The sequence below is a fragment of the Streptomyces macrosporus genome, from assembly GCF_039533145.1.
Taxonomy (GTDB): Bacteria; Actinomycetota; Actinomycetes; order Streptomycetales; family Streptomycetaceae; genus Streptomyces; species Streptomyces macrosporus.
Genome location: NZ_BAAASZ010000027.1, coordinates 93,187 through 116,071 on the forward strand (window position 1 = coordinate 93,187; position 22,885 = coordinate 116,071).

A 22,885-nucleotide genomic window follows, 5' to 3' on the forward strand; every position below is an offset into this window, starting at 1 on the left:
GAGGTCAGGAGGCGTACTTCTCCGTGTACTTCAGCGCCTGCGCGCGTTCCTCGGGCGGCAGGGCCTCCCCGGCGGCCAGGGTGCGGGGGAGCAGTTCCCGCTCGGTGGTCAGGGCGCGGAAGAGGAACGAGACGGTCACCTCGTGGTCCGGCCGGTGGACGATCTCGATCCGGTCCCCGGCGCGGATCTCGCCGGGCGAGACCACCCGCAGGTAGGCGCCGGGCACCGCGGCCCGCGTGAATTGCCTGATCCACCCTCCCCCTCGCTGCGCCGGAGGGGCCCCCGTCTCCCCGAGCCAGCCGGCGAACGTGCGGCAGGGGATGCGCGCGCAGGAGACCTCCAGCACCACGTCCGGCCCGACGCGCCAGCGCTCGCCGACCAGGGCGCCGTTGACGTCGACGCCCGCGGTGGTGAGGTTCTCGCCGAAGACGCCGTTGGGGAGTTCGCGGCCGAGGGCCTCCTCCCAGTCGTCCAGGTCCTCCCGGGCGTAGGCGTACACGGCCTGGTGGTCGCCGCCGTGGTGGCGCTTGTCGCCGATGACGTCGCCGGCGAGGGCGCTGCCGCCCACCCCCTTGGGGCCGGGGGCGGCCACGGCGACCGGGCCGTCGGCCGGACGCTTGTCGATGCCGGTGACCCCGGTGGGGGAGTCGGTGTAGCCGGCCGAGTGGGGACGGGCCAGGTTCACGGAGAGAAGCCGCATGGGGGCAGCCTAGAGCGACACCGTTCGAAGGCCCGAGCGAATATCGGGGCTCCGGGCCGGCCCCGCTTGTGGTGGGGCCGTGTTCGAGGCCCGCCACCTCCGCGTCCTGCGCGCCGTGGCCCGTACGGGGCCGTTCTCGGCCGCCGCCACCCGGAACCCGCGCCGGCGGGGGCGGTCCGGCCGAGGGCTGGGGGACGACCTGGTGGTGCGGCCGCTGCTCGCCGAGCGGCTCGTCGGGCTCCTCCCGGAGGGCCGTGGCCTGGCACGGGCGGAGAGCGTGGACCTCGGGGAACCGGCGGAGGAGTCCTGGATCGCGGGGTGTCCGCGCTGTCGCGGCCCGCCGGCGCGGATCTGCGAGAGGGCGGGCTTCACGCCGCGGATCGACGTCGCCACCGACGGCCATCCGACGGTGGTGGGGCCGGTCGGGGTGGCCGTGCCGGCCGAGTCGTTGATCGAGTCGGTGCGCCCGAGGGGCGTGCGGATCGTGCGGATCACTCCCGAGGCGCGGCGCGAGGTGGTCGCGCCGACCCTGCCGGACCTCGCCCGGGTCCCGGCGGTCGCCGCCCTGGTGGACCGTCTGTCGGTCGCCGCCCGCGGACGAGGCGCGTCCGCGCCCGGACACCGGCGTCCGGGGACGCGGACGCGCAGAGACGTTTCCTCGCGGCTTCCTCGTGGCTTCTTCGGGGCTTTTCGGGGTTTCCTGGGGCTTCCTGGGGGTTCGGGACGGTCTTCCGGCCGCTCAGGCGCCGGTGGCGCCGACGAGCCGGTTCCGGGCCCGCCCCATCAGTTCCTCGCGCTCGTCCTCGGTCAGCCCGCCCCATACTCCGTACGGCTCACGCACGGTGAGGGCATGGGCCGCGCACTCGGCTCGGACCGGGCAGCGCATGCACACCTCCTTGGCGGACGCCTCGCGCGCGCTGCGCGCCGCTCCGCGCTCCCCTTCCGGGTGGAAGAACAGCGAACTGTCGACTCCTCGACAGGCGGCCAGCAGCTGCCAGTCCCACAGATCGGCGTTGGGGCCCGGAAGGCGGGAGAAATCTGCCATGGCTTGTCCTCTCGGAAGCGAACTGATGCTGGTGAACCAGTCGAGAACAGTCACGACCGTACATCCACGGTATGAGTAGATGTAAATATGTCTCTTCGGAATTCTTGGGACGCACGCGGCCAATGAAAAGAAAACCCGCCAAACAGGGCAAATGACGACACGGCTGCTGATCTGCGCGGGATAGCCCCTCCGTGTCCGTCCCATCACGTAGGGTGTTGAAAGCGGGCGCCGAAGACCGTAACTCTTTCGGGTGACCGTCGTTGAGTGTGCGGAGGCGGTTGACACGGACAAGTGCCGGACGGATGTCCGGGACGGTCAACCGCGCAGGTGACGATTCGTACCAGCCCTGGAGGCCTAAGGTGATGCGCATGAGCTGCGGAGGGCGATCATGACTTCCGTCCTCGTCTGCGACGACTCCCCGCTTGCCCGAGAGGCGCTGCGCCGCGCGGTCGCGACCGTGCCCGGCGTGGAACGTGTGACCACGGCGGCCAACGGCGAGGAAGTCCTCCGCCGCTGGGGCGCCGACCGCTCCGATCTCATCCTGATGGACGTCCGGATGCCCGGCCTGGGCGGCGTCGAGACCGTGCGCCGTCTGCTCTCGGCCGACCCCGGCGCCCGCATCATCATGCTGACCGTGGCCGAGGACCTCGACGGGGTCGCCCTGGCCGTCGCGGCGGGCGCCCGTGGCTACCTGCACAAGGACGCCTCGCGCGCCGAGCTGCGGGCCACGGTCACCCAGGCGCTGGCCGACCCCACCTGGCGGCTGGCGCCGCGGCGGCTGCGCTCGGCCGAGATGGGCGCGGCGCCGACGCTCACCGCCCGTGAGATCCAGGTGCTGGAGGGCATGAGCCACGGTCGCTCCAACGCCGAGATCGGACGCGAGCTGTTCCTGTCCGAGGACACGGTCAAGACCCACGCGCGGCGGCTGTTCAAGAAACTCGGAGCCTCCGACCGGGCGCACGCCGTGGCGCTCGGCTTCCGCTGGGGTCTCGTCCGCTAGTCCGCTCCTCCTCTCCTCCCCCGGACCGCGGACCCCAGCGGACGCCCGGCGGACACGCGAAGGACGTCGGAGCGGTGGAGCCCGTGTGCTCCCCGCCCCTGTCGTCCGCATGCCCGGAGGAGGTTCCCACCGGCCTCGGGGCCCCGGGCGGTGGGACCTCCGGGAAACGGCCCGGTGCCGTAATTTTCCGCGTGCCGCATCCTGGGTGTATGGAGTTCCTCGGGGACCGGACGGCCAGGCGTGAGGGGAGGGCGCGGGACGTGACAGTGAGTGCTCCTGTCCATAACGCTTCAGCGCACAACCACGGACGCGGTGCGACGAATCGCCCGCGACGGGTGCACCATGGACCGATGCGCGACGACGAGACGCCTCCCGCGGCCGACGGCCAGGGAGAGATCGGTGCCCTCGTCCAGCGCGCGGTCGAGGGGGACGAACAGGCCACTCACGATCTCCTCGCCCGCGTCCACCCGCTCGCCCTGCGCTACTGCAGGACGCGGCTGACGCGGCTCCCGGGAGACGCCCGCCACTTCGTGGACGACCTCGCGCAGGAGGTCTGCCTGGCGGTGCTGTGCGCCCTGCCGCGCTACCGGGACACCGGGAAGCCCTTCGAGGCCTTCGTGGTGGCCATCGCCCAGCACAAGGTCGCCGACCTCCAGCGGGCCGCCATGCGGGGGCCCGGCAGCACGGCGGTGCCCTCGGACGAGATGCCCGAGCGGCCCGACGACTCGCTCGGCCCGGAGGAGCGGGCCCTGCTGAGCAGCGACGCGGAGTGGGCCAGGAAACTGCTGGCCAACCTCCCCGAGCACCAGCGCGAGTTGGTGCTGCTGCGCGTCGCCGTCGGGCTGACCGCCGAGGAGACCGGGCAGATGCTCGGAATGTCCCCGGGGGCCGTGCGCGTTGCACAACACCGTGCCCTGTCGAGGCTGCGCGCGCTCGCCGAGCAGTGACCGAACCCCCCCCGGGGGCCGGTCCGGCCTGTGACACGGGGCGCTCGCCGAGCCCGTTAGCATGGACATCCGCGCCGGGCAAGAGTATTGGGGAAGGTGCCATGGAAGGCGTCATGACAGGCAGCACGGACGAGGTACCCGCGAAGTTCGCCGCGCTGGGCCTGACGTTCGACGACGTGCTGCTGTTGCCGGGCGAGTCGGACATGGCCCCGCAGGACATCGACACCTCCTCGTACGTCTCGCGCAACGTCCGCGTGAACATCCCGCTGATCTCCGCGGCGATGGACAAGGTCACCGAGGCCCGGATGGCCATCGCCATGGCCCGGCAGGGCGGCGTGGGCGTACTCCACCGCAACCTCTCGATCGAGGACCAGGCCGACCAGGTCGACCAGGTCAAGCGGTCCGAGTCCGGCATGGTGACCGACCCGATCACCATCCGCCCGGACGCCACGCTCCGCGAGGCGGACGAGCTGTGCGGCAGGTTCCGCATCAGCGGTGTGCCGGTCACCGACGCGGCGGGCAAGCTGCTGGGCATCGTCACCAACCGCGACATGGCCTTCGAGACGGACCGCAACCGCCAGGTCCGCGAGGTCATGACGCCGATGCCGCTGGTCACCGGCAGGGTGGGCATCTCCCGCGCGGACGCGATGGAGCTGCTGCGCCGCCACAAGATCGAGAAGCTCCCGCTGGTCGACGACGACGGCGTGCTCAAGGGCCTGATCACCGTCAAGGACTTCGTCAAGGCCGAGAAGTACCCCAACGCCGCCAAGGACGCCGAGGGCCGGCTGATCGTCGGCGCCGCGGTCGGCGTGGCCGGGGACGCCTACGAGCGGGCCCAGGCGCTGGTCGAGGCGGGCGCCGACTTCATCGTCGTGGACACCGCGCACGGCCACTCCCGGCTGGTCGGCGAGATGGTCGCCAAGATCAAGTCGAACGCCTCGGTCGACGTGATCGGCGGCAACGTCGCCACCCGCGAGGGCGCCCAGGCGCTGATCGACTCGGGCGCGGACGGCGTCAAGGTCGGCGTCGGACCGGGCTCGATCTGCACCACCCGCGTGGTCGCCGGCATCGGCGTCCCGCAGGTCACCGCGATCTACGAGGCGTCGCTCGCCGCCCGGGAGGCCGGCATCCCGGTCATCGGCGACGGCGGCCTCCAGTACAGCGGCGACATCGCCAAGGCCCTGGTCGCGGGCGCCGACACGGTGATGCTCGGCAGCCTGCTGGCGGGCTGCGAGGAGTCGCCGGGCGAGCTGCTGTTCATCAACGGCAAGCAGTTCAAGTCCTACCGCGGCATGGGTTCGCTGGGCGCGATGCAGTCGCGCGGACAGGCCAGGTCGTACTCCAAGGACCGCTACTTCCAGGAGGCGGTCGCGGCCGACGACAAGCTCATCCCCGAGGGCGTGGAGGGCCAGGTCCCCTACCGCGGCCCGCTCGGCGCGGTGGTGCACCAGCTTGTCGGCGGCCTGCGGCAGTCGATGTTCTACGTCGGCGGCAAGACCGTCCCGGAGCTGAAGGCCAGGGGACGCTTCGTGCGGATCACGGCCGCCGGCCTCAAGGAGAGCCACCCCCACGACATCCAGATGACGACGGAAGCGCCGAACTACTCGGGTCGCTGAACCGTTACCCTGGTCGCGCGCCTGTGTGAGGGGGTCCGATCCGATGCTCTACGCGGTCAAGTACACCGAGGAGGCCGCCCGCATCCGCGACGGGCTCCCCGCCGACCGCAGGGAGCTGCTGGAGCGGGGGCTGCTGGTCCTCGCCCAGGACCCGCGGCCGAAGATGTCGATCCCGATCTCCGAGGACGAGGCCACCCGCTCACTGGCGCTGACGCCGAACATCGGCATCGAGTACCTGGTGAGCGACGGCCTCCTGCTCGTCCTGGTGGTCCACGTGGTGGACTTCACCCAGGTGCTCCTGGAGGAGTGACATCGAGGTCCGGCCCCCGGGCCCGCTCGGGGATACTGGGGGCGTGGACCGTAGGAAGGGCACAGCACGTGACTGAGATCGAGATCGGCCGTGGCAAGCGCGGACGGCGCGCGTACGCCTTCGACGACATCGCCGTGGTGCCCAGCCGGCGCACCCGGGATCCGAAGGAGGTCTCGATCGCCTGGCAGATCGACGCCTACCGCTTCGAGCTGCCGTTCCTGGCGGCACCGATGGATTCGGTCGTCTCGCCGCGCACCGCGATCCGCATCGGCGAGATGGGCGGTCTGGGGGTGCTCAACCTCGAAGGGCTGTGGACGCGCTACGAGGACCCCGAGCCGCTGCTGGAGGAGATCACGGAGCTGGACGAGTCCGCGGCGACCCGTCGGCTCCAGGAGATCTACGCCGAGCCGATCAAGGAGGAGCTGATCGGGCAGCGGATCAAGGAGGTCCGCGACTCGGGCGTGGTGACGGCCGCGGCGCTGTCGCCGCAGCGCACCGCGCAGTTCTCCAAGGCGGTCGTCGACGCGGGCGTCGACATCTTCGTCATCCGCGGCACGACGGTCTCCGCCGAGCACGTCTCCTCGGCCGCCGAGCCGCTCAACCTCAAGCAGTTCATCTACGAGCTGGACGTCCCCGTCATCGTCGGCGGCTGCGCCACCTACACCGCCGCGCTGCACCTGATGCGCACCGGTGCCGCGGGCGTGCTGGTCGGCTTCGGCGGCGGCGCCGCGCACACCACCCGCAACGTGCTGGGCATCCAGGTGCCGATGGCCACCGCCGTCGCCGACGTGGCGGCGGCCCGCCGCGACTACCTGGACGAGTCCGGCGGCCGGTACGTCCACGTCATCGCCGACGGCGGCGTGGGCTGGTCCGGCGACCTGCCCAAGGCCATCGCCTGCGGCGCGGACGCGGTGATGATGGGCTCCCCGCTGGCCCGCGCCACCGACTCGCCCGGCCGCGGCCACCACTGGGGCATGGAGGCCGTCCACGAGGACGTCCCGCGCGGCAAGCGCGTCAACCTCGGCACGGTCGGCACCACCCAGGAGATCCTGCTGGGCCCCTCGCACACCCCGGACGGTTCCATGAACTTCTTCGGCGCCCTGCGCCGGGCCATGGCCACCACGGGCTACTCGGAGCTCAAGGAGTTCCAGCGGGTGGAGGTCACGGTCTCCCGCTGACGGCGGATCCACGCGCGACGGGGCCGGGCCGGTGGACTCCCTCCACCGGCCCGGCCCCGTCGCGTGGACCCCGGAAGGCCGCGGGGCCGTCCGTCACAGCCGGTGCGCCGCCCCCGTCGGGCTGGCGCCGCGGGTGTCGAGGAGGAGCTGGGCCTTGGCCGACAGGCTCTGCAGGTCGTAGACGCGGTGGTGCTGGAGGAGGAGGGTCAGGTCGGCCGCGGCGGCGGACTCGTAGAGGGAGTCCGCGCGCGGCACCGGCCGGCCCGCCACCCGCCACTGCGGCACGTGCGGGTCGTGGTAGCTGATCTCCGCGCCCATCTCCAGCAGCCGGAAGGCGATCTCGGGGGCGGGGGAGCCCTGCTGGTCGGCGAGGTCGGCCTTGTAGGTCACGCCCAGCAGCAGGACGCGGGCGCCGCGGGCCGACTTGCCGTGCTCGTTCAGCAGCGTCGCCGCGCGCTGGGCGACGTAGCGGGGCATCCGGGCGTTGACCTCCTGGGCGACCTCGACCAGGCGCAGCGGATAGCCCGGGGTGCGGTTCCCGCGGTCCAGGCAGGCGGGGTCGACGGGGATGCCGTGGCCGCCCACGCCCGGCCCGGGCCGGAAGGCGTGGAAGCCGAACGGCTTGGTCTCCGCGCAGCGGATCACGTCCCACAGGTCCACGCCGAGGTCGTGGCAGAGCACGGCCATCTCGTTGACCAGGGCGATGTTGACGTGCCGGTAGTTGGTCTCCAGCACCGCCGTCATCTCGGCCTCGCGGAGCCCGCGCGCCCGCACCACCTTCTCGGTCAGCCGTCCGTAGAAGGCGGCGGCCGCCTCCGTGCAGGCCGGGGTGAGTCCGCCGATGACCCGTGGGGTGTTGGAGTAGCCGTGGGTGCGGTTGCCGGGGTCGAGGCGGGCGGGGGCGCAGGCGAGGTGGAAGTCGCGTCCGGCGCGCAGCCCCGAGGCCTGCTCCAGCAGCGGGGCGACGCACTCCTCGGTGCCGCCCGGACGGACGGTCGACTCCACCACGACGGTGGTGCGCGGCCGCAGCCGCTCGCCCAGGGTCAGCGCCGCCCGGCGCACCGCGCCCAGGTCCAGCGAGCGGTCCCCGGCCGCCGGGGTGGGGACGCAGATGAGGGCGGTGCGGACCTTGCCGAGGACGGACGGGTCCGAGGTGGCGCGGAAACCGGCGGAGATCATCCGGCGGACCTCGGCCGCCGACAGCCCGCCGCTCGCCGGGGGCCGTCCGGCGTTCAGCTCCGCGACGGCGTGCTCGTCCGGGTCGTAGCCGATGGTGCCGATACCGGCGGCGGTGGCGGCCTGAGCCGCGGGAAGACCGAGGTGACCCAGGCCGAGGACGGCGAGATCTGCGGGCATGAGGCGGCGTCCCTTCCCCTGTCGACTGGATCACGGCTCATGAGGGCGATGTCAGGTTAAGCGCATATATGACAGATATGGTGGATTGCGCGCGGGGAGGTGTCCGCTCGGGTCCAAAGTCGTGGGAATGGCGGACGATCGGGTACAGGCCACAGCAGGGACGGACGGTCGACCTTCACGGGAGGCAGCGGTGAGGACAACGGCACTGGGACCGGCCGAGCGGGCCGAGGCACTCGCCCACATGGCGGAACGTGAGCTGGACGTACTGGTCGTCGGCGGTGGCGTGGTCGGTGCGGGCACCGCCCTGGACGCGGTGACCCGCGGGCTGTCGACCGGGATCGTCGAGGCCCGCGACTGGGCCTCGGGCACCTCCAGCCGGTCCAGCAAACTCATCCACGGCGGACTGCGCTACCTGGAGATGCTGGACTTCGCCCTGGTGCGCGAGGCGCTCAAGGAACGCGGTCTGCTCCTCCAGCGGATCGCCCCCCACCTGGTCAAACCCGTGCCCTTCCTCTACCCCCTCCAGCACCGGGGCTGGGAGCGGCTGTACGCGGGCACCGGCGTGGCGCTGTACGACGCCCTCGCCGCGGCGTCCGGGCACGGCCGCGGACTGCCCTACCACCGGCACCTCTCGCGCGGCCACGCCCTGCGCGTGGCGCCGGCCCTCCGCAGGGACGCGCTGGTGGGCGCCCTCCAGTACTACGACGCGCAGATGGACGACGCGCGCTACGTGGCCACCCTGGTCCGCACCGCCGCGGCCTACGGCGCCCACGCCGCGAACCGGGCGCGGGTCGTCGGCTTCCTGCGCGAGGGCGAGCGGGTGGTCGGCGCCCGGGTGAGGGACCTGGAGCAGGGCGGCGAGTTCGAGGTCCGCGCCAAGCAGGTGGTGAACGCCACCGGGGTGTGGACCGACGACACCCAGCGGTTGACCGCCGAGCGCGGGCAGTTCCACGTCCGCGCCTCCAAGGGCATCCACCTGGTGGTGCCCAGGGACCGCATCCACTCCACCACCGGGCTGATCCTGCGCACCGAGAAGAGCGTGCTGTTCGTCATCCCCTGGGGACGGCACTGGATCATCGGCACCACGGACACCGACTGGGACCTGGACAAGGCCCACCCGGCGGCCTCCAGCGCCGACATCGACTACCTGCTCGACCACGTCAACTCCGTGCTGGCCGTGCCGCTCACCCGCGACGACGTGGAGGGCGTGTACGCCGGGCTGCGCCCGCTGCTGGCCGGGGAGTCGGAGGCCACCAGCAAGCTGTCGCGCGAGCACACCGTCGCCCACACGGTGCCGGGCCTGGTGGTGGTCGCGGGCGGCAAGTACACCACGTACCGGGTGATGGCCAAGGACGCCGTCGACGCGGCCGTGCACGGGCTCGACCACCGGGTCGCCCCGTGCTGCACCGAGGACGTGCCGCTGCTGGGCGCCGAGGGGTACCCCGCGATGTGGAACGCCCGCGCCCGGATCGCCGCCCGCACCGGTCTGCACGTCGCGCGCGTGGAGCACCTGCTCAACCGGTACGGCTCGCTGACCGACGAGGTGTTGGCCCTCATCGCCGACGACCCGCGGCTCGGCGAACCGCTGCCGTACGCGGACGACTACCTCAAGGCCGAGGTGGTGTACGCCTGTTCGCACGAGGGCGCGCGCCACCTGGACGACGTCCTCACCCGCCGGACCCGCATCTCCATCGAGACCTTCGACCGCGGCACGCGCAGCGCCCGCGAGTGCGCCGAGTTGATGGCGCCCGTGCTCGGCTGGGACAGCGCCCAGATCGAGCGCGAGGTCGCGCACTACGAGAAGCGGGTCGAGGCCGAACGGGAGTCGCAGCGTCAGCCCGACGACCAGACCGCCGACGCCGCGCGGCTGGGCGCCCCGGACATCGTGCCGCTGTAGCCCCGCGTCCTCCGCGCATTCCGGTGCCCGGCGCGCTCGACGCGCCGGGCACCGGGCGTGTCGGGGCGTCACCACCGGCCCCGTACACCGCCGTTCCGGTGGCATGGCCATGGCCGCGTACGTCTCGCTCGACACCGTGGGAGAGAATGGGTCGACTGCTGGGGCGGGCTGAGTGTGAGGGGACACATGAGCGACGTGGACGGCCGCGGCAAGAAGGCAGGGCGGCTGCTGGGCGGGCGTTACCGGCTGGGCGACGTCCTCGGGCGCGGCGGCATGGGCACCGTGTGGCGCGCCGAGGACGAGGTCCTGGGCCGCACCGTCGCGGTCAAGGAGCTGCGCTTCCCCTCCAGCGTGGACGAGGAGGAGAAGCGGCGTCTGATCACGCGCACCCTGCGCGAGGCCAAGGCCATCGCCCGCATCCGCAGCAGCAGCGCCGTCACCGTCTACGACGTGGTCGACGAGGACGACCGGCCCTGGATCGTGATGGAGCTGGTCGAGGGCCGCTCCCTGGCCGACGTCCTGCGCGAGGACGGGCCGTTGGAGCCGCGCCGGGCGGCCGAGGTGGGCCTGGCCATCCTGGACGTGCTGCGGGCCGCCCACCGCGAGGGCATCCTCCACCGCGACGTGAAGCCGTCCAACGTCCTCATCGCGGACGAGGACGGGCGGGTCGTCCTCACCGACTTCGGCATCGCCCAGATCGAGGGCGACCCCTCCCTGACCTCCACCGGCATGTTGGTCGGAGCGCCCTCCTACATAGCGCCCGAACGGGCACGCGGCCAGCGCCCCGGCCCGCCCTCCGACCTGTGGTCGCTGGGCGGGCTGCTGTACGCAGCCGTGGAGGGCCACCCGCCGTACGACAAGGGGTCGGCGATCGCGACCCTGACCGCGGTGATGACCGAACCGCTGGAGCCCCCGGCGCGGGCCGGGAGCCTGGAGGAGGTCATCTACGGCCTGCTGGAGAAGGATCCGGCCAAGCGGCTGGACGAGCCGGGCGCGCGGGCGCTGCTGGAGATGGCGGCCCGGGACGCCGACACCGTCACCGGGGCCGAGCCCGGGACGTCGGAGAGCGCCCGTACGGCCGTGCTCCCGCTGGCCGGCGGGAGCGCGTCCGCCGGCCGGGCCGCGCTCGGCGCGAAGTGGGCGAAGGAGTCGAGGGAGCCGAGGGAGGCGAAGGACGCGAAGACGCCCGCGGAAGCGGGCGGTTCGGCCGCTCCCGCGGCGCCGGACGCCTCGACCGCCTCGACCGGCGCCGCCTCCTCGGGCGGTCCGGTCGGCCCGGCCGCGGAGCGGCTGCGCGAGGCCCTGCGGGCCGTGCGCAACGCCGCGGCCGCCGCGGCGGCCAAGCGCGCCACCGAGCAGGCGCCGGCCGACGGACAGGCGCCGGCCGCGGGAGGCGGGGACCCCAAGGGCACCGGCACCACGGCCACGTCCGCGCTGCCCGTGCGCCTGGCCGACCTGGCGCGCGGGGTGCGGCAGCCCACCGGCATCGCGGTGGTCGCCGTGGTGGTGCTGGCCGTGCTCGGCACCGTCCTGGCCGTCGCGTTCAGCGGCGGCGACGAGGGGAACGGCGGCGCCCGGCAGCAGCAGTCCGTCACCGGCGGCGCCGACGGGCGCGACGGCGAGCGGAACGCCCGGGACGGCGAGGGGGGCAAGGACGGCGAGGACGGGGACGGCGCGACCGCCGAACCCGGCACCGAAGCGTCCGGCCAGGGCGACGGGAAGGACACCGACGGCGGGGGCGACCAGGACTCCGGCACCGGCGAGGACGGGAACGGCACCGGCGGCTCCGAGGGCGACAAGGGCGGCCAGGGCGGCGACGGAGCGCTGCCCGACGGCTTCGAGAAGATCGTCGACGACCGCTTCAACTTCTCGATGGCCATGCCCGAGGGCCACGAGCGCACCGCCATAGCGGGACGGAACTCCGGCGGCATCTACACCCCGTCCGGCGGCGGATACCCCAAGATCCAGGTCGACTTCAACGGCAGCCCCGGCGAGAGCGCGGTGGACGCGTGGAAGTCCCTGGAGCCCGCCGTGCGCGGCAGCAGCGACGGCTACTCCCTCATCGGCATCAAGCCCGTGAAGTGGCGGGACTACCCGACCGTCGCGGACTGGACGTTCGAGCGGGTGGAGAAGGGCGTGCGCGTCCGCGTCCTCAACCGCGGCTTCCGCGTGGACTCCGGGCGCGGCTACGCCATCATGATCACCTGCAAGGCGGACAAGTGGGACGGCGAGGAGTGCCGCACCGTGCGCGAGACCGCTTTCCGGACGTTCCGGCCGCGCTAGGGAAAGCAACCTCGCCGACCCGCGACGAGAGGCCCTCCCGGCACGTATCGTGATAGGTCGCAGACCCTGTGCATCCGCGAGCCGGCGGTGGGAACGGGTCGTGGAGGGACCGTGCGCTGGGGAGCAGAGGGGAGGCGCGCCGTGGACGACTACTCGGGTCGGTTGCTGGCCGATCGGTACCGCTTGCCGCGTCCGCCGTCCGACGAGTACGAACTCGTCGAGTCCCGTGCGTACGACACCGCCAGCGGCCAGGAGGTGATGGTCCGCCAGGTGCCGCTGCCCGAGGTCGTCGAGGCGGAGTTCGTCGGCGGAGGCACCGGCCGTACGGGCGGGTACGGCCGTGCGTACACCGGGCGGGCCACCCGGCGTCCGGCCGATCCCACCGTGCGGCGCGCGGTGGAGGCGGCGCTGGCCGCCTCCCGGATACCCGACCACCCGCGGCTGGACCAGGTCTTCGACGTCTTCGTCGAGGGCGACGGGCTGTGGATCGTCAGCGAGCTCGTCGCCGCCCGGCCGCTGGCCGCCGTGCTCGCGGAGAAGCCGCTGAGCCCCCACCGCGCCGCCGAGTTGGCCGCCGACCTGCTCACCGCCCTCCGCGCGGTGCACGCGCACGGCTGGGTCCACCGCAACATCACCCCCCGCACGGTCCTCGTCTGCGACGACGGCCGCGCCGTCCTCACCGGGCTGGCCGCCGGAGCGGCGGAGGAGGCCCTGTGCGGGTACGACCCCCTCCCGGCGCCGCCGAGCGTCCTGCCGCGCGGCCGGCTGCCGGAGGAGCCCCCCGGCCCGTCCGACCCGCCGGGTCCTCCCGGTGAGGGCCCGGAGCGGTTCCACGCCGGCGTGCCGCGGCAGACGTCCGGCTCCGGTCCCGGCGGTCCCGGCGCGGACACGGGCGACCTGCCCGCCCTGCCCGAGGGGTACCGGAGGGAGGGCGGCGACCGGGCGGCCCGCAGCGGCGCCATAGCCGCGTACCGCGCCGGGACGCGGGCCGCCGCCGCGCGCGCGGAGGTCGAGGCCCGCAGGGCCGAGGAGTACGCCCCGGACGACCGGTGGGGGGCCGACAACCTCAGCCCGGTCGTCCCCGGGGCCCGCGGGGACGACGGAGGCGCCGCGGAGGCGGAACCGCCCGCGCCGCGCTGGGACGCGGAGGACGGCGACCGCTACCGCGGCCCCACCACCGCCCTCGCCGCCGAACGCGCCCGCCAGGCCCGCATCGCGATCGTCGGCGCCGTCACCGAGCGCTGGGCGCCCGAACAGGCCGGGCCGGTGTACGAGAACTGGCGGCTGGCCCCGCCGGTCGGCCCGGCGGCCGACCTGTGGGCGCTGGGCGCGCTGCTGTTCCGCGCCGTGCAGGGGCACCCTCCCTACCCGGAGGAGTCCGCGGCCGAACTGACGCAGATGGTCTGCGCCGAGCCGCCGGCGTTCGCCGAGGAGTGCGGGGCGCTGCGGCCCGTCGTGGAGTCGCTGCTGCGTCAGGACCCCACCGAGCGGCCGGACTTCGAGGAGCTGGGCGGCTGGCTGCGGTCCCTGATCCGCTCCGCGCCCGAGCCGGAGGTCGGGCGGCACACGGTCACCGCGCCGCTCTCGTTGGAGGCGGGCGGGGCCGCCGACCCGAAGCGGCTGCCGATCGTGCGGCGCCGAGGCGAACTGGTCCGCAGGAAGCGTGCCGAGCGGGCCCCGGTGCCCGCCCGTGCCCGGCACCGGCGCGCCCGGAAGGAGCGCAGCCCGCGCCGTCTGGGGTGTGCGCTGGTCGGACTGGTCCTGCTGCTCCTGACCGGGACGCTGGTGTACGCCGCGCTGTTCATGCCCGGAGCGGACACCGGTTCCTCGGTGGCCCCGGGCGACCAGCGCGCCGGCCGGGTGGGCACCGGGCCCGAACAGCCCGACCGGACGACCCCGCCGCCCTCCCCGGAGCCCTCCGAACCGCAGGGGTCCGCCACCGCCTCGCCCGGCACGCGCAAGCCGCAGACCACCGAGCCCGCGCAGGGACTCGACGGCTACCTGCGGCACGAGGACGACCGGGGCTTCCAGATCGCCGTCCCCGAGGGGTGGCGGCGCAGCGGGCCCAACGGCAGCGGTCAGATCGTCTTCCGGGGGCAGGGCGTCGAGCTGGTCGTCGTGCCCGGCCGGGACACCACCGAGGAGTACGGCGACGATCCAATGGCGTACCTCACCGGAGAACAGCCGGAGTTGGACGCCTACCGCGCCGCCGAGTGGGCGACCAGCTCCGGGATGCGGCGCATAGAGGTGGGCCGGACGGTGATGGCCGAGGGCCGGTTCAGCTGGACCGACGGCGGGGGCGACACGTACGTCCGCGACCGGGCGATCGTCATCGACGGCAGGTACCACACGGTGCTGGTCAGGGGACCGGAGAACCGGAAGGACACCGTCGACCGCCACTTCGAGGCGGTGGCGGACACCTACCGCTTCACCGGCTGACGGCCGCGCGGTGGCGGCGGGTGCACCACGCGCCCCACGCGCCGTCTCTGTGCCAGCGATCACTGGCGGATTCCGTGAAAAGTGGTTACCACCGGGTACCCAGCGGGTGAGATCCGCCTTACTCTCCGCACTATGACGGAAACTCCTGGCACCGCCACCGGGACGACGCGCGCGGCACACGCGACGGACGGCAACCCGGTCGCTCCCCTCCCCGCCGCCGCCCGTACCGCCGCGGACGTGGTGACCGACGAGCTGGTCGCCCGCCTGACCGAGGACGTCATCGGCAGCGGTGGCACCGCCTGCCACACCCCGTTCACCGGGGAGAAGCTGGCCACCCTGCCCGAGTCCACGCCCCGGGACGTCGCCGAGGCGTTCGCCCGCGCCCGCGAGGCCCAGCGGGCCTGGGCCGCCCGGCCCGTGCGGGAGCGCGCGGCCGTCCTGCTGCGCTTCCACGACCTGCTGCTGAACCGCCAGTCGGAGGTGCTGGACCTGATCCAGTTGGAGACCGGCAAGGCGCGGCTCCACGCGCACGAGGAGGTGCAGGCGGTCGCCGTCGCCGCCCGGCACTACGGCCGCAAGGCCGCCTCCTACCTCCGCCCCAGGCGCCACACCGGTGCCATCCCCGTCCTGACCCGGGTACGGGAGCTGCGCCACCCCAAGGGCGTCGTCGGGCAGATCGCCCCCTGGAACTACCCCCTGGAACTCTCCGTCGGCGACGCCCTGCCCGCCTTCGTCGCGGGCAACGCCGTGGTGATGAAGCCCGACACCGAGACCGCGCTGACCGCCCTGTGGGCGCGTCGGACGCTGATCGAGGCCGGGCTGCCCGCCGACGTCTGGCAGGTCGTCATCGGAGAGGGCCCGGTCGTCGGCCCGGCGGTCGTCGACCACGCCGACTACGTCTCCTTCACCGGTTCCACCCGCACCGGCCGCGAGGTCGCCCAGCGCGCCGCGTTCCGCCTGGTGGGCTGCTCGCTGGAGCTGGGCGGCAAGAACGCCATGATCGTCCTGGACGACGCCGACCTGGAGAAGGCGGCGGCCGGCGCGGTGCGCGGGGCGTTCTCCTCGGCCGGTCAGCTGTGCATCTCCATCGAGCGGCTCTACGTCCACGCCTCCGTCGCCGACGACTTCGTCGAGCGCTTCACCGCCCGCACCAGGGCCCTGCGCCTGGGCTCCGCCCTCGGCTACGGCGCCGACATGGGATCGCTCGTCTCCGAGCGGCAGTTGGAGACCGTCACCCGCCACGTGGAGGACGCCGTCGCCAAGGGCGCCACCGTGCTGACGGGCGGCAGGCCGCGCCCGGACATCGGCCCGCTGTTCTACGAGCCGACCGTCCTGGAGGGCGTCACCGCCCCCATGGCCGTCTGCGAGGAGGAGACCTTCGGCCCCGTCGTCTCGATCTACCGCTTCACCGACGACGACGAGGCGGTCTCGCTCGCCAACGCCACCCCGTACGGGCTCAACGCCAGCGTCTGGTCCGGCAGCGCCCGCCGCGCCCGCGCCCTCGCCGGCCGGCTGCGCACCGGCACGGTGAACATCAACGAGGGCTACGCCTCGGCGTACGGCAGCGTCCAGTCCCCGATGGGCGGCATGGGCGACTCCGGGCTGGGCCGCCGCCACGGCGCGGAGGGCATCCTCAAGTACACCGAGGCCCAGACCATCGCCCACCAGCGGGTCCTGCCCATGGCGCCGTCGCTGGGCATGGACGACGAGAAGTACGCGGCGTTCATGTCCCTCTCGCTGCGCGCGCTGAAGGCGTTCCGCTTCCGCTGACGTCCGCCGCCCCCTCCCCTTCCGTCCCCACCCCCCTTTCCGCCGTTCCCCCGTCCCCGTTCCGCCTCCCCCCGAACGACAGAGCCGCACCACCCGGAGGTCCCGCCATGCCCGAAACGCAGGACGAAACAGTGCACACCCCGTCGAAACCGCCGTACGACTACGACGTGATCGTCGTCGGCTCCGGCTTCGGCGGCTCGGTGTCCGCCCTGCGGCTCACCGAGAAGGGCTACCGCGTCGGCGTCCTGGAGGCGGGCCGCCGCTTCACCCGCGAGACGCTGCCGAAGAACTCCTGGGACCTGAGGAACTACCTGTGGGCCCCGGCGCTGGGCCTGTACGGCATCCAGCGCATCCACCTGATGGACAAGGTCATGATCCTGGCGGGCGCGGGGGTCGGCGGCGGTTCGCTCAACTACGCCAACACCCTCTACGTGCCGCCGCCGGCCTTCTTCCGGGACCGCCAGTGGGGCCACATCACCGACTGGCAGGAGGAGTTGAAGCCCTACTACGACCAGGCCCGGCGCATGCTCGGAGTCCGGCTCAACCCCACCACGACCCCCTCCGACGTCCATCTGAAGGCCGCCGCCGAGCGGATGGGCGTGGGCGACACCTTCCACCTCGCCCCGGTCGGCGTCTTCTTCGGCGACGGCGAGGACGCCGACGGCACGGTGAAGGCCGCGCCCGGCGCGGAGGTCCCCGACCCCTACTTCGGCGGCGCGGGCCCCTCCCGCCGCGCCTGCACCGAGTGCGGCGAGTGCATGACCGGCTGCCGCCACGGCGCCAAGAACACCCTCACCGAGAACTACCTGTACCTGGCCGAGAAGGCGGGCGCGGTCATCCACCCGATGACCACCGTCACCGAGGTCACCGAGGACCCCGAGGGCGGCTTCCGGGTGACGACCGTCCGCACCGGCAGGCGCCGGGGCGGACGGACGGTGCTGCGCTGCGCGAAGGTCGTCCTCGCCGCCGGCACCTACGGCACCCAGACCCTGCTCCACCGGATGCGCGACACCGGCCTGCTGCCGCGGATCTCCCCGAGGCTGGGCGAGCTGACCCGCACCAACTCCGAGGCGCTGGTCGGATCGATGACCACCAAGCGGCGCTATCGGAAGAAGTACGGGCCCGACGCCGAGCTGGACTTCACCAAGGGCGTGGCCATCACCTCCTCCGTCCACCCGAACGAGAACACCCACATCGAGCCGGTGCGCTACGGCAAGGGCTCCAACGCGATGGGCACGCTCTCCGTCCTCCAGGTGCCGCACGGCGGACGCCTTCCGAAGCCGCTCGCCTTCGTCGCGCACTGCCTGCGCCACCCGGTGCTGGCCGCGCGGACGCTCTCCAACTACCGGTGGTCGGAGCGGACGATCATCGGTCTGGTGATGCAGTCGCTGGACAACTCCCTGACCACCTACCGCAAGCCCAAGGGGCTGGGGAAGGGGCTGCTGACGGCCCGGCAGGGCCACGGCGCCCCCAACCCCGACCACATCCCCGAGGGCGCGGAGGCCGCACGGCTCGTCGCCGAGGAGATCAACGGGTTCCCGGGGACGAACGTCGGCGAGCTGATGGGCACCCCGCTGACCGCGCACTTCCTGGGCGGCTGCCCGATCGGGGCCTCCGCCGAGGAGGGTGTCATCGACCCCTACCACCGGCTCTACGGCCACCCCGGGATCTCGGTGGTCGACGGCTCGGCCGTCTCCGCCAACCTGGGCGTCAACCCGTCCCTGACCATCACCGCCCAGGCCGAGCGGGCGATGTCCCTGTGGCCCAACAAGGGCGAGGAGGACCCCCGCCCCGCACAGGGCACACCGTACGTCCGGGTGCCCGTCGTACCGCCCCGCGACCCCGTGGTGCCCGAGGACGCGTTCGCCGCGCTGAGGCTGCCGCTGCTGCCGATCCCGTCCGTACCGCCGAGGAAGGCGGAGCCGGAGGCGGAGGCGGCGGGGGCCTGATCCGACACGCGCGAGGGGTGGAGCGGCCCGGCCGCTCCACCCCTCGACTGCTTCTCCCGCCCGTCCGTCCGGGCGGTCACACCGTCACGCGGTGGCGGAGGTGTCCACCCCGCCCTTGCGGCGCCGCACGACGTACATCGCACCGGCGCCCAGCACCACGGCCGCGCCGCCCGCGAGGGCGAACATCGGCAGCGCGGAGGAGGAACCGGTCTCGGCGAGCTGGCCCTCGAACTCCTTCACGTCGCCCTGCGGCTTGACGTTGACGGGGCTCTTGCCCTTCTCCGGCTTGGCGTCGTCGACGCCGCCCTGCGGCTTCTTGCCGGCGGCGAGGATCTCGAAGCTGTACCACTGCTCGTCGTAGCTGCAGTTCTCCTCGTCGCCGTACAGGCCGAAGGCGATCGCGACCGCGGCGCCGGCCGGAGCGGACGCGGAGATGCTCAGCCGCAGCTTGAGGGAGACCTTCTCGCCGGCCTCCACGGAGAGGAGGCCGCCGATGGTGCCGCCGTCGGACAGGTCGCTGGACCACTTCTCGCCGTCGAAGTACTGGAACTTCGCGTACTTCGAGGTGAGGTCGCTCTCGAAGAAGCCCTCGGCGTCCTTCTTGTACAGAACGGTCGCGCCGATGATGACCGTCTCCAGGTCGTCACCCTTGCTGTTGTCCAGGTTGAGGGAGAACTCCTTCCACCCCGAACCGGCGACGATCTTGTTGGGGAAGCCGGAGAGGCTCGCGTCGAAGGCGGGGTCGGTCTCGCAGTCCGGAACCGGCTCCTCCTCGTCCGGAGTGCTCTCGCTCGGGCTGGGGCTGGGGCTGGTGGTCCCGGTGGGAGCCGACGTGCTCGGCGCCGGCTCGGTGGGAGCCGACGTGCTCGGCGCGGGCTCGGTCGTCGGGGCCGACGTGCTCGGCGCGGGCTCGGTCGGGGCCGGCGTGCCGGGCGCGGGCTCGCTGGGAGCCGACGCGCTCGGGCTCGGCGGAGGAGTGTCGTCCGTGGCGTACGCGGCGGGGGCCGCGAGCAGCGCGACGGGGGCTATGACGGCCGTGGCAGCGGTGGCCGCAAGGGTACGGCGAAGCTTCATGCGATGACCTCGTTCGGTCTGCGGCGAATGGAAAGAAAGCGTGAAGGGCCGAAGTGGCGGCGGTGGGGCGCGGCCCCGGCCGGCAGCAGGTTAAGGCCGGGATAAAGGTTTCCGCAGACGCCTTTTCGGGGGCCTGTCGAGAAAACGCATCCGGACCGGCTCGGCATAAGGGGCGGATGCGGTCAGTTGCCCACGCTCACGCAGGTTTTGGTGTGTGTTATCTCACACGCGAGGTCGGTTGCATCGTTGCGGACCCGTGACGGAAGGGAGCACAACCCCCCAACCGCCCTGTTCGTCGGGCCTGTTCGGGGCGGTCCGTGCCGGGACGGGGGAGCGGCGCCGAACGCGGAAAGGGCCCCGGGCGCCGGCCGGATGGGTGGCCGATCGCCTCGGGGCCCTTGTGCCGGCGTCGGCGTCAGGGCTTCGCCGACGTCGGCGCGGCGCCGGGGGGTGCGCCGCGAGGATGGTCCGTGAGCGCGGGCTCCGCGTCGTACGGACCCGCTCCGCATCGTCCTGGATGTGCCTCCCGTCGCGCAACGGTTTCGACCGACTCCGCCGTTCCGTGGCGGGCTCTTTTCGGGATCGCCGCCGTTCCGCGACACGCCCTCCTCGGAACCGTCCCACGGGGCCGTGTGAACGGGACCGCGGAGCGGTCGGTCCACGGCGTCCCGAGGACCGACCGCTGTCGTGACCGGGCTGCTGTCCCCTGCTGTCCGGTCACCGCACCGGAGCGAGGTCCCACGACGTCCGGTCCTCACCTCCCGAGGGAGGACGGCGTCTCATCGCTCCGCTGCCCCCACTGCCACCGGGCGCCCGATCGGCTTGGGGTCGTCCGGTCCAACGAGAGGGGTCCTGCGGCGGTAACGCGCCGTATGGGTGATCACCGAGAGTGACGATCCGTGGCGGTCAGACGCGTCCGCGGCACAGCTCCAGCAGCGTCATGGCCAGGGAGGTGCCCGGCTTGCCCAGCTCCTCGCGGTAGCGGGCGAGGATCTCCATCTCGCGGGAGAGGTTCACCCGGCGCCCGCCCGCCTCGATCCGGGTCCGCTGGATGCGGGCGGAGACCTCCACGCGCTCTTGCACCAGGGCGATGATCCGCCGGTCCAGATCGTCGATCCGGGCGCGGTCCCGTTCGATCCGCTCCTCCGCCTCGGGCGCGGCGTCCGTCCCGGCCGGAGTCCGGGTCTTGGTCTGGGGCGTGGTCGGGGTCTGGGTCGTGGTCGGCGTGGCCATGTCGTACGTCCCTCCTGGGGAGTCGGGCCCACCGGCCGGCAACGCTCCGGGAACACGCCAGGCGCCCCGGGCCTTGGCCGGCCCGGGGCGCCTGGGAAGTCGCTTGTCGGTCGTTCACGCAGAACGGGCGAACCCACGGCAGCCGGCCGGGCCGGTGCCATAGGTAAACCAGAACTGGGTCTGCGCGAACATGCGCCCCAGTATCCCCCACGAGCCCCGGAGCGGCCGGCGGGGGGCCGGATGGTGAGACGGCCGTTCGGGTGGCACCCCCGGTAGACTGGGGTTTCCCCAGCCGGATCCACGCCGAAAGGCAGCCAGCCCCGTGGCATCAGAGCCCACCGCCGAGCACACCGCAGCATCCGACGCCCCGGACACCGTCCTGGTCGTCGACTTCGGCGCGCAGTACGCCCAGCTCATCGCCCGCCGCGTCCGCGAGGCCCGGGTCTACAGCGAGATCGTGCCGTCCACCATGCCGGTGGAGGAGATGCTCGCGAAGAACCCGAAGGCGATCATCCTCTCCGGCGGCCCCGCGTCCGTGTACGCCGAGGACGCGCCCGGCATCGACCGCACGATCTTCGAGGCCGGCGTGCCCGTCTTCGGCATGTGCTACGGCTTCCAGCTCATGGCCCAGTCGCTCGGCGGCACCGTGGACAACACCGGTCGCCGCGAGTACGGCGGCACGCCGCTGACGGTCACCAAGCCCGGCTCCACCCTCTTCGAGGGCACGCCCGTCGAGCAGTCGGTGTGGATGTCCCACGGCGACGCCTGCTCGGCCGCCCCCGAGGGCTTCGCCGTCACCGCCTCCACCGACGGGGTGCCGGTCGCGGCGTTCGAGGACGACGAGCGCAAGCTCTACGGCGTGCAGTACCACCCCGAGGTGGCGCACACCACCTACGGCCAGCAGATCCTGGAGCACTTCCTCTACCGGGGCGCGGGCCTGAAGCCCACCTGGACCGCCGCCAACGTGGTCGAGGAGCAGGTCGCCGCCATCCGCGCCCGGATCGGCACCAAGCGCGCCATCTGCGGCCTGTCGGGCGGCGTGGACTCCGCGGTGGCCGCCGCCCTCGTCCAGAAGGCCATCGGCGACCGCCTGACCTGCGTCTACGTGGACCACGGGCTGATGCGCAAGGGCGAGTCCGAGCAGGTCGAGAAGGACTTCGTGGCCTCCACCGGCGTCCGGCTCAAGGTCGTGGACGCCGAGAAGCGCTTCCTGGACGCGCTGGCCGGGGTCTCCGACCCCGAGGAGAAGCGGAAGATCATCGGCCGGGAGTTCATCCGCGTCTTCGAGCAGGCCGCGAGCGAGATCGTCGCCGAGGCCGGCCAGGGCGACGACGCCGTGGAGTTCCTGGTGCAGGGCACCCTCTACCCGGACGTGGTGGAGTCCGGCGGCGGCACCGGCACCGCCAACATCAAGTCCCACCACAACGTCGGCGGCCTCCCCGAGGACCTGACGTTCCAGCTCGTCGAGCCGCTGCGGAAGCTGTTCAAGGACGAGGTCCGCATGGTCGGCCAGGAGCTGGGCCTGCCGGACGAGATCGTCCACCGCCAGCCCTTCCCCGGCCCGGGCCTGGGCATCCGCATCGTCGGCGAGGTCACCAAGGAGCGTCTGGACCTGCTGCGCGAGGCCGACGCCATCGCCCGCGAGGAGCTGACCGCGGCCGGCCTGGACCGCGACATCTGGCAGTGCCCGGTGGTGCTGCTCGCCGACGTCCGCAGCGTCGGCGTCCAGGGCGACGGCCGCACCTACGGCCACCCGATCGTGCTGCGACCGGTGTCGTCGGAGGACGCGATGACCGCCGACTGGTCGCGCCTGCCGTACGACGTGCTGGCCCGCATCTCGACCCGCATCACCAACGAGGTGCCCGACGTCAACCGCGTGGTGCTGGACGTCACCAGCAAGCCGCCGGGGACCATCGAGTGGGAGTGACGCCCTCCGCGTCCCCCGTCCGTCAACGCCCGCGCCGCCACTCGCTCCTGTGAGTGGCGGCGCGGGCGTTTCCGCTCGTACGCCGGGCGACGGCCGGGAATCCCGCCCATGGGAGGAACCGTGACCGCCGAGCCGCTGCCCACCACCGCGTGGCCCGTGCC

General features: G+C 73.2%; 16 protein-coding genes and 1 pseudogene. 12 read left to right on the forward strand and 5 right to left on the reverse strand.

Annotation, left to right across the window (positions count from 1 at the left end; genetic code table 11):
• Window positions 1-4: 4 nt before the first annotated feature.
• Window positions 5-700 carry an MOSC domain-containing protein gene (locus tag ABD335_RS19585; RefSeq protein ID WP_344325010.1) on the reverse strand — a complete coding sequence of 232 codons (696 nt, stop codon included), beginning with the start codon at window positions 698-700 and terminating at the stop codon, window positions 5-7.
• A gap of 163 nt (window positions 701-863) precedes the next feature.
• Between ABD335_RS19585 and ABD335_RS19590 the strand changes: the two are divergent.
• A pseudogene (locus tag ABD335_RS19590) lies at window positions 864-1,292 on the forward strand (LysR substrate-binding domain-containing protein); the annotation flags it as partial.
• Between the two features lie 147 nt (window positions 1,293-1,439).
• Here ABD335_RS19590 and ABD335_RS19595 read toward each other — a convergent pair.
• Window positions 1,440-1,745 carry a WhiB family transcriptional regulator gene (locus ABD335_RS19595; RefSeq protein ID WP_324916624.1) on the reverse strand — a complete coding sequence of 102 codons (306 nt, stop codon included), beginning with the start codon at window positions 1,743-1,745 and terminating at the stop codon, window positions 1,440-1,442.
• Between the two features lie 388 nt (window positions 1,746-2,133).
• Here ABD335_RS19595 and ABD335_RS19600 point away from each other — a divergent pair, with 388 nt between their 5' ends.
• The 5 genes from ABD335_RS19600 to ABD335_RS19620 all read left to right on the forward strand — a co-directional run bounded on the left by ABD335_RS19600 (window position 2,134) and on the right by ABD335_RS19620 (window position 6,796).
• Window positions 2,134-2,745: a response regulator transcription factor gene (locus ABD335_RS19600; RefSeq protein ID WP_003948568.1), complete on the forward strand. Its 612-nt coding sequence runs from the start codon at window positions 2,134-2,136 to the stop codon at window positions 2,743-2,745.
• Between the two features lie 350 nt (window positions 2,746-3,095).
• Entirely contained in the window at window positions 3,096-3,692 is a 597-nt protein-coding gene (locus ABD335_RS19605; protein ID WP_344325016.1) for a sigma-70 family RNA polymerase sigma factor, read from the forward strand.
• A gap of 113 nt (window positions 3,693-3,805) precedes the next feature.
• On the forward strand, window positions 3,806-5,308 hold the full coding sequence (guaB, locus tag ABD335_RS19610) for an IMP dehydrogenase (protein ID WP_344325019.1): 1,503 nt from the start codon (window positions 3,806-3,808) through the stop codon (window positions 5,306-5,308).
• Window positions 5,309-5,351: 43 nt separating this feature from the next.
• Window positions 5,352-5,618 carry a hypothetical protein gene (locus tag ABD335_RS19615; RefSeq protein WP_344325022.1) on the forward strand — a complete coding sequence of 89 codons (267 nt, stop codon included), beginning with the start codon at window positions 5,352-5,354 and terminating at the stop codon, window positions 5,616-5,618.
• 68 nt (window positions 5,619-5,686) lie between these two features.
• The gene (locus ABD335_RS19620) at window positions 5,687-6,796 is read left to right on the forward strand and encodes a GuaB3 family IMP dehydrogenase-related protein (RefSeq protein WP_344325025.1); all 1,110 of its coding nucleotides are present in this window, start codon (window positions 5,687-5,689) and stop codon (window positions 6,794-6,796) included.
• A gap of 93 nt (window positions 6,797-6,889) precedes the next feature.
• Here ABD335_RS19620 and ABD335_RS19625 read toward each other — a convergent pair whose 3' ends face one another.
• Window positions 6,890-8,152: a nucleotide sugar dehydrogenase gene (locus ABD335_RS19625; RefSeq protein ID WP_344325028.1), complete on the reverse strand. Its 1,263-nt coding sequence runs from the start codon at window positions 8,150-8,152 to the stop codon at window positions 6,890-6,892.
• 190 nt (window positions 8,153-8,342) lie between these two features.
• On the opposite strand from ABD335_RS19625, the gene ABD335_RS19630 reads away from it, so the two are divergent.
• The 5 genes from ABD335_RS19630 to ABD335_RS19650 all read left to right on the forward strand — a co-directional run bounded on the left by ABD335_RS19630 (window position 8,343) and on the right by ABD335_RS19650 (window position 18,490).
• Window positions 8,343-10,049, forward strand: a complete 1,707-nt coding sequence (locus ABD335_RS19630) for a glycerol-3-phosphate dehydrogenase/oxidase (RefSeq protein ID WP_344325031.1) — start codon at window positions 8,343-8,345, stop codon at window positions 10,047-10,049.
• A 186-nt stretch (window positions 10,050-10,235) separates the two neighbouring features.
• Window positions 10,236-12,332, forward strand: coding sequence for a serine/threonine-protein kinase (locus ABD335_RS19635; protein WP_344325034.1), 2,097 nt, complete (start codon window positions 10,236-10,238; stop codon window positions 12,330-12,332).
• A gap of 141 nt (window positions 12,333-12,473) precedes the next feature.
• On the forward strand, window positions 12,474-14,771 hold the full coding sequence (locus ABD335_RS19640; RefSeq protein WP_344325037.1) for a serine/threonine protein kinase: 2,298 nt from the start codon (window positions 12,474-12,476) through the stop codon (window positions 14,769-14,771).
• A 132-nt stretch (window positions 14,772-14,903) separates the two neighbouring features.
• Complete coding sequence (locus tag ABD335_RS19645; protein WP_344325040.1) at window positions 14,904-16,541, forward strand: succinic semialdehyde dehydrogenase; 1,638 nt, start codon at window positions 14,904-14,906, stop codon at window positions 16,539-16,541.
• A 107-nt stretch (window positions 16,542-16,648) separates the two neighbouring features.
• On the forward strand, window positions 16,649-18,490 hold the full coding sequence (locus ABD335_RS19650; RefSeq protein ID WP_344325043.1) for a GMC family oxidoreductase N-terminal domain-containing protein: 1,842 nt from the start codon (window positions 16,649-16,651) through the stop codon (window positions 18,488-18,490).
• Between the two features lie 84 nt (window positions 18,491-18,574).
• On the opposite strand, the gene ABD335_RS19655 is transcribed toward ABD335_RS19650, so the two are convergent.
• Window positions 18,575-19,564, reverse strand: a complete 990-nt coding sequence (locus ABD335_RS19655) for an LAETG motif-containing sortase-dependent surface protein (protein WP_344325046.1) — start codon at window positions 19,562-19,564, stop codon at window positions 18,575-18,577.
• Between the two features lie 906 nt (window positions 19,565-20,470).
• A complete protein-coding gene (locus tag ABD335_RS19660) occupies window positions 20,471-20,797 on the reverse strand; it encodes a chorismate mutase (protein WP_344325049.1) in 327 nt (108 codons plus the stop codon).
• 322 nt (window positions 20,798-21,119) lie between these two features.
• Here ABD335_RS19660 and guaA point away from each other — a divergent pair, with 322 nt between their 5' ends.
• Complete coding sequence (guaA, locus tag ABD335_RS19665) at window positions 21,120-22,724, forward strand: glutamine-hydrolyzing GMP synthase (protein WP_344325052.1); 1,605 nt, start codon at window positions 21,120-21,122, stop codon at window positions 22,722-22,724.
• The last annotated feature ends 161 nt before the right edge of the window (window positions 22,725-22,885 follow it).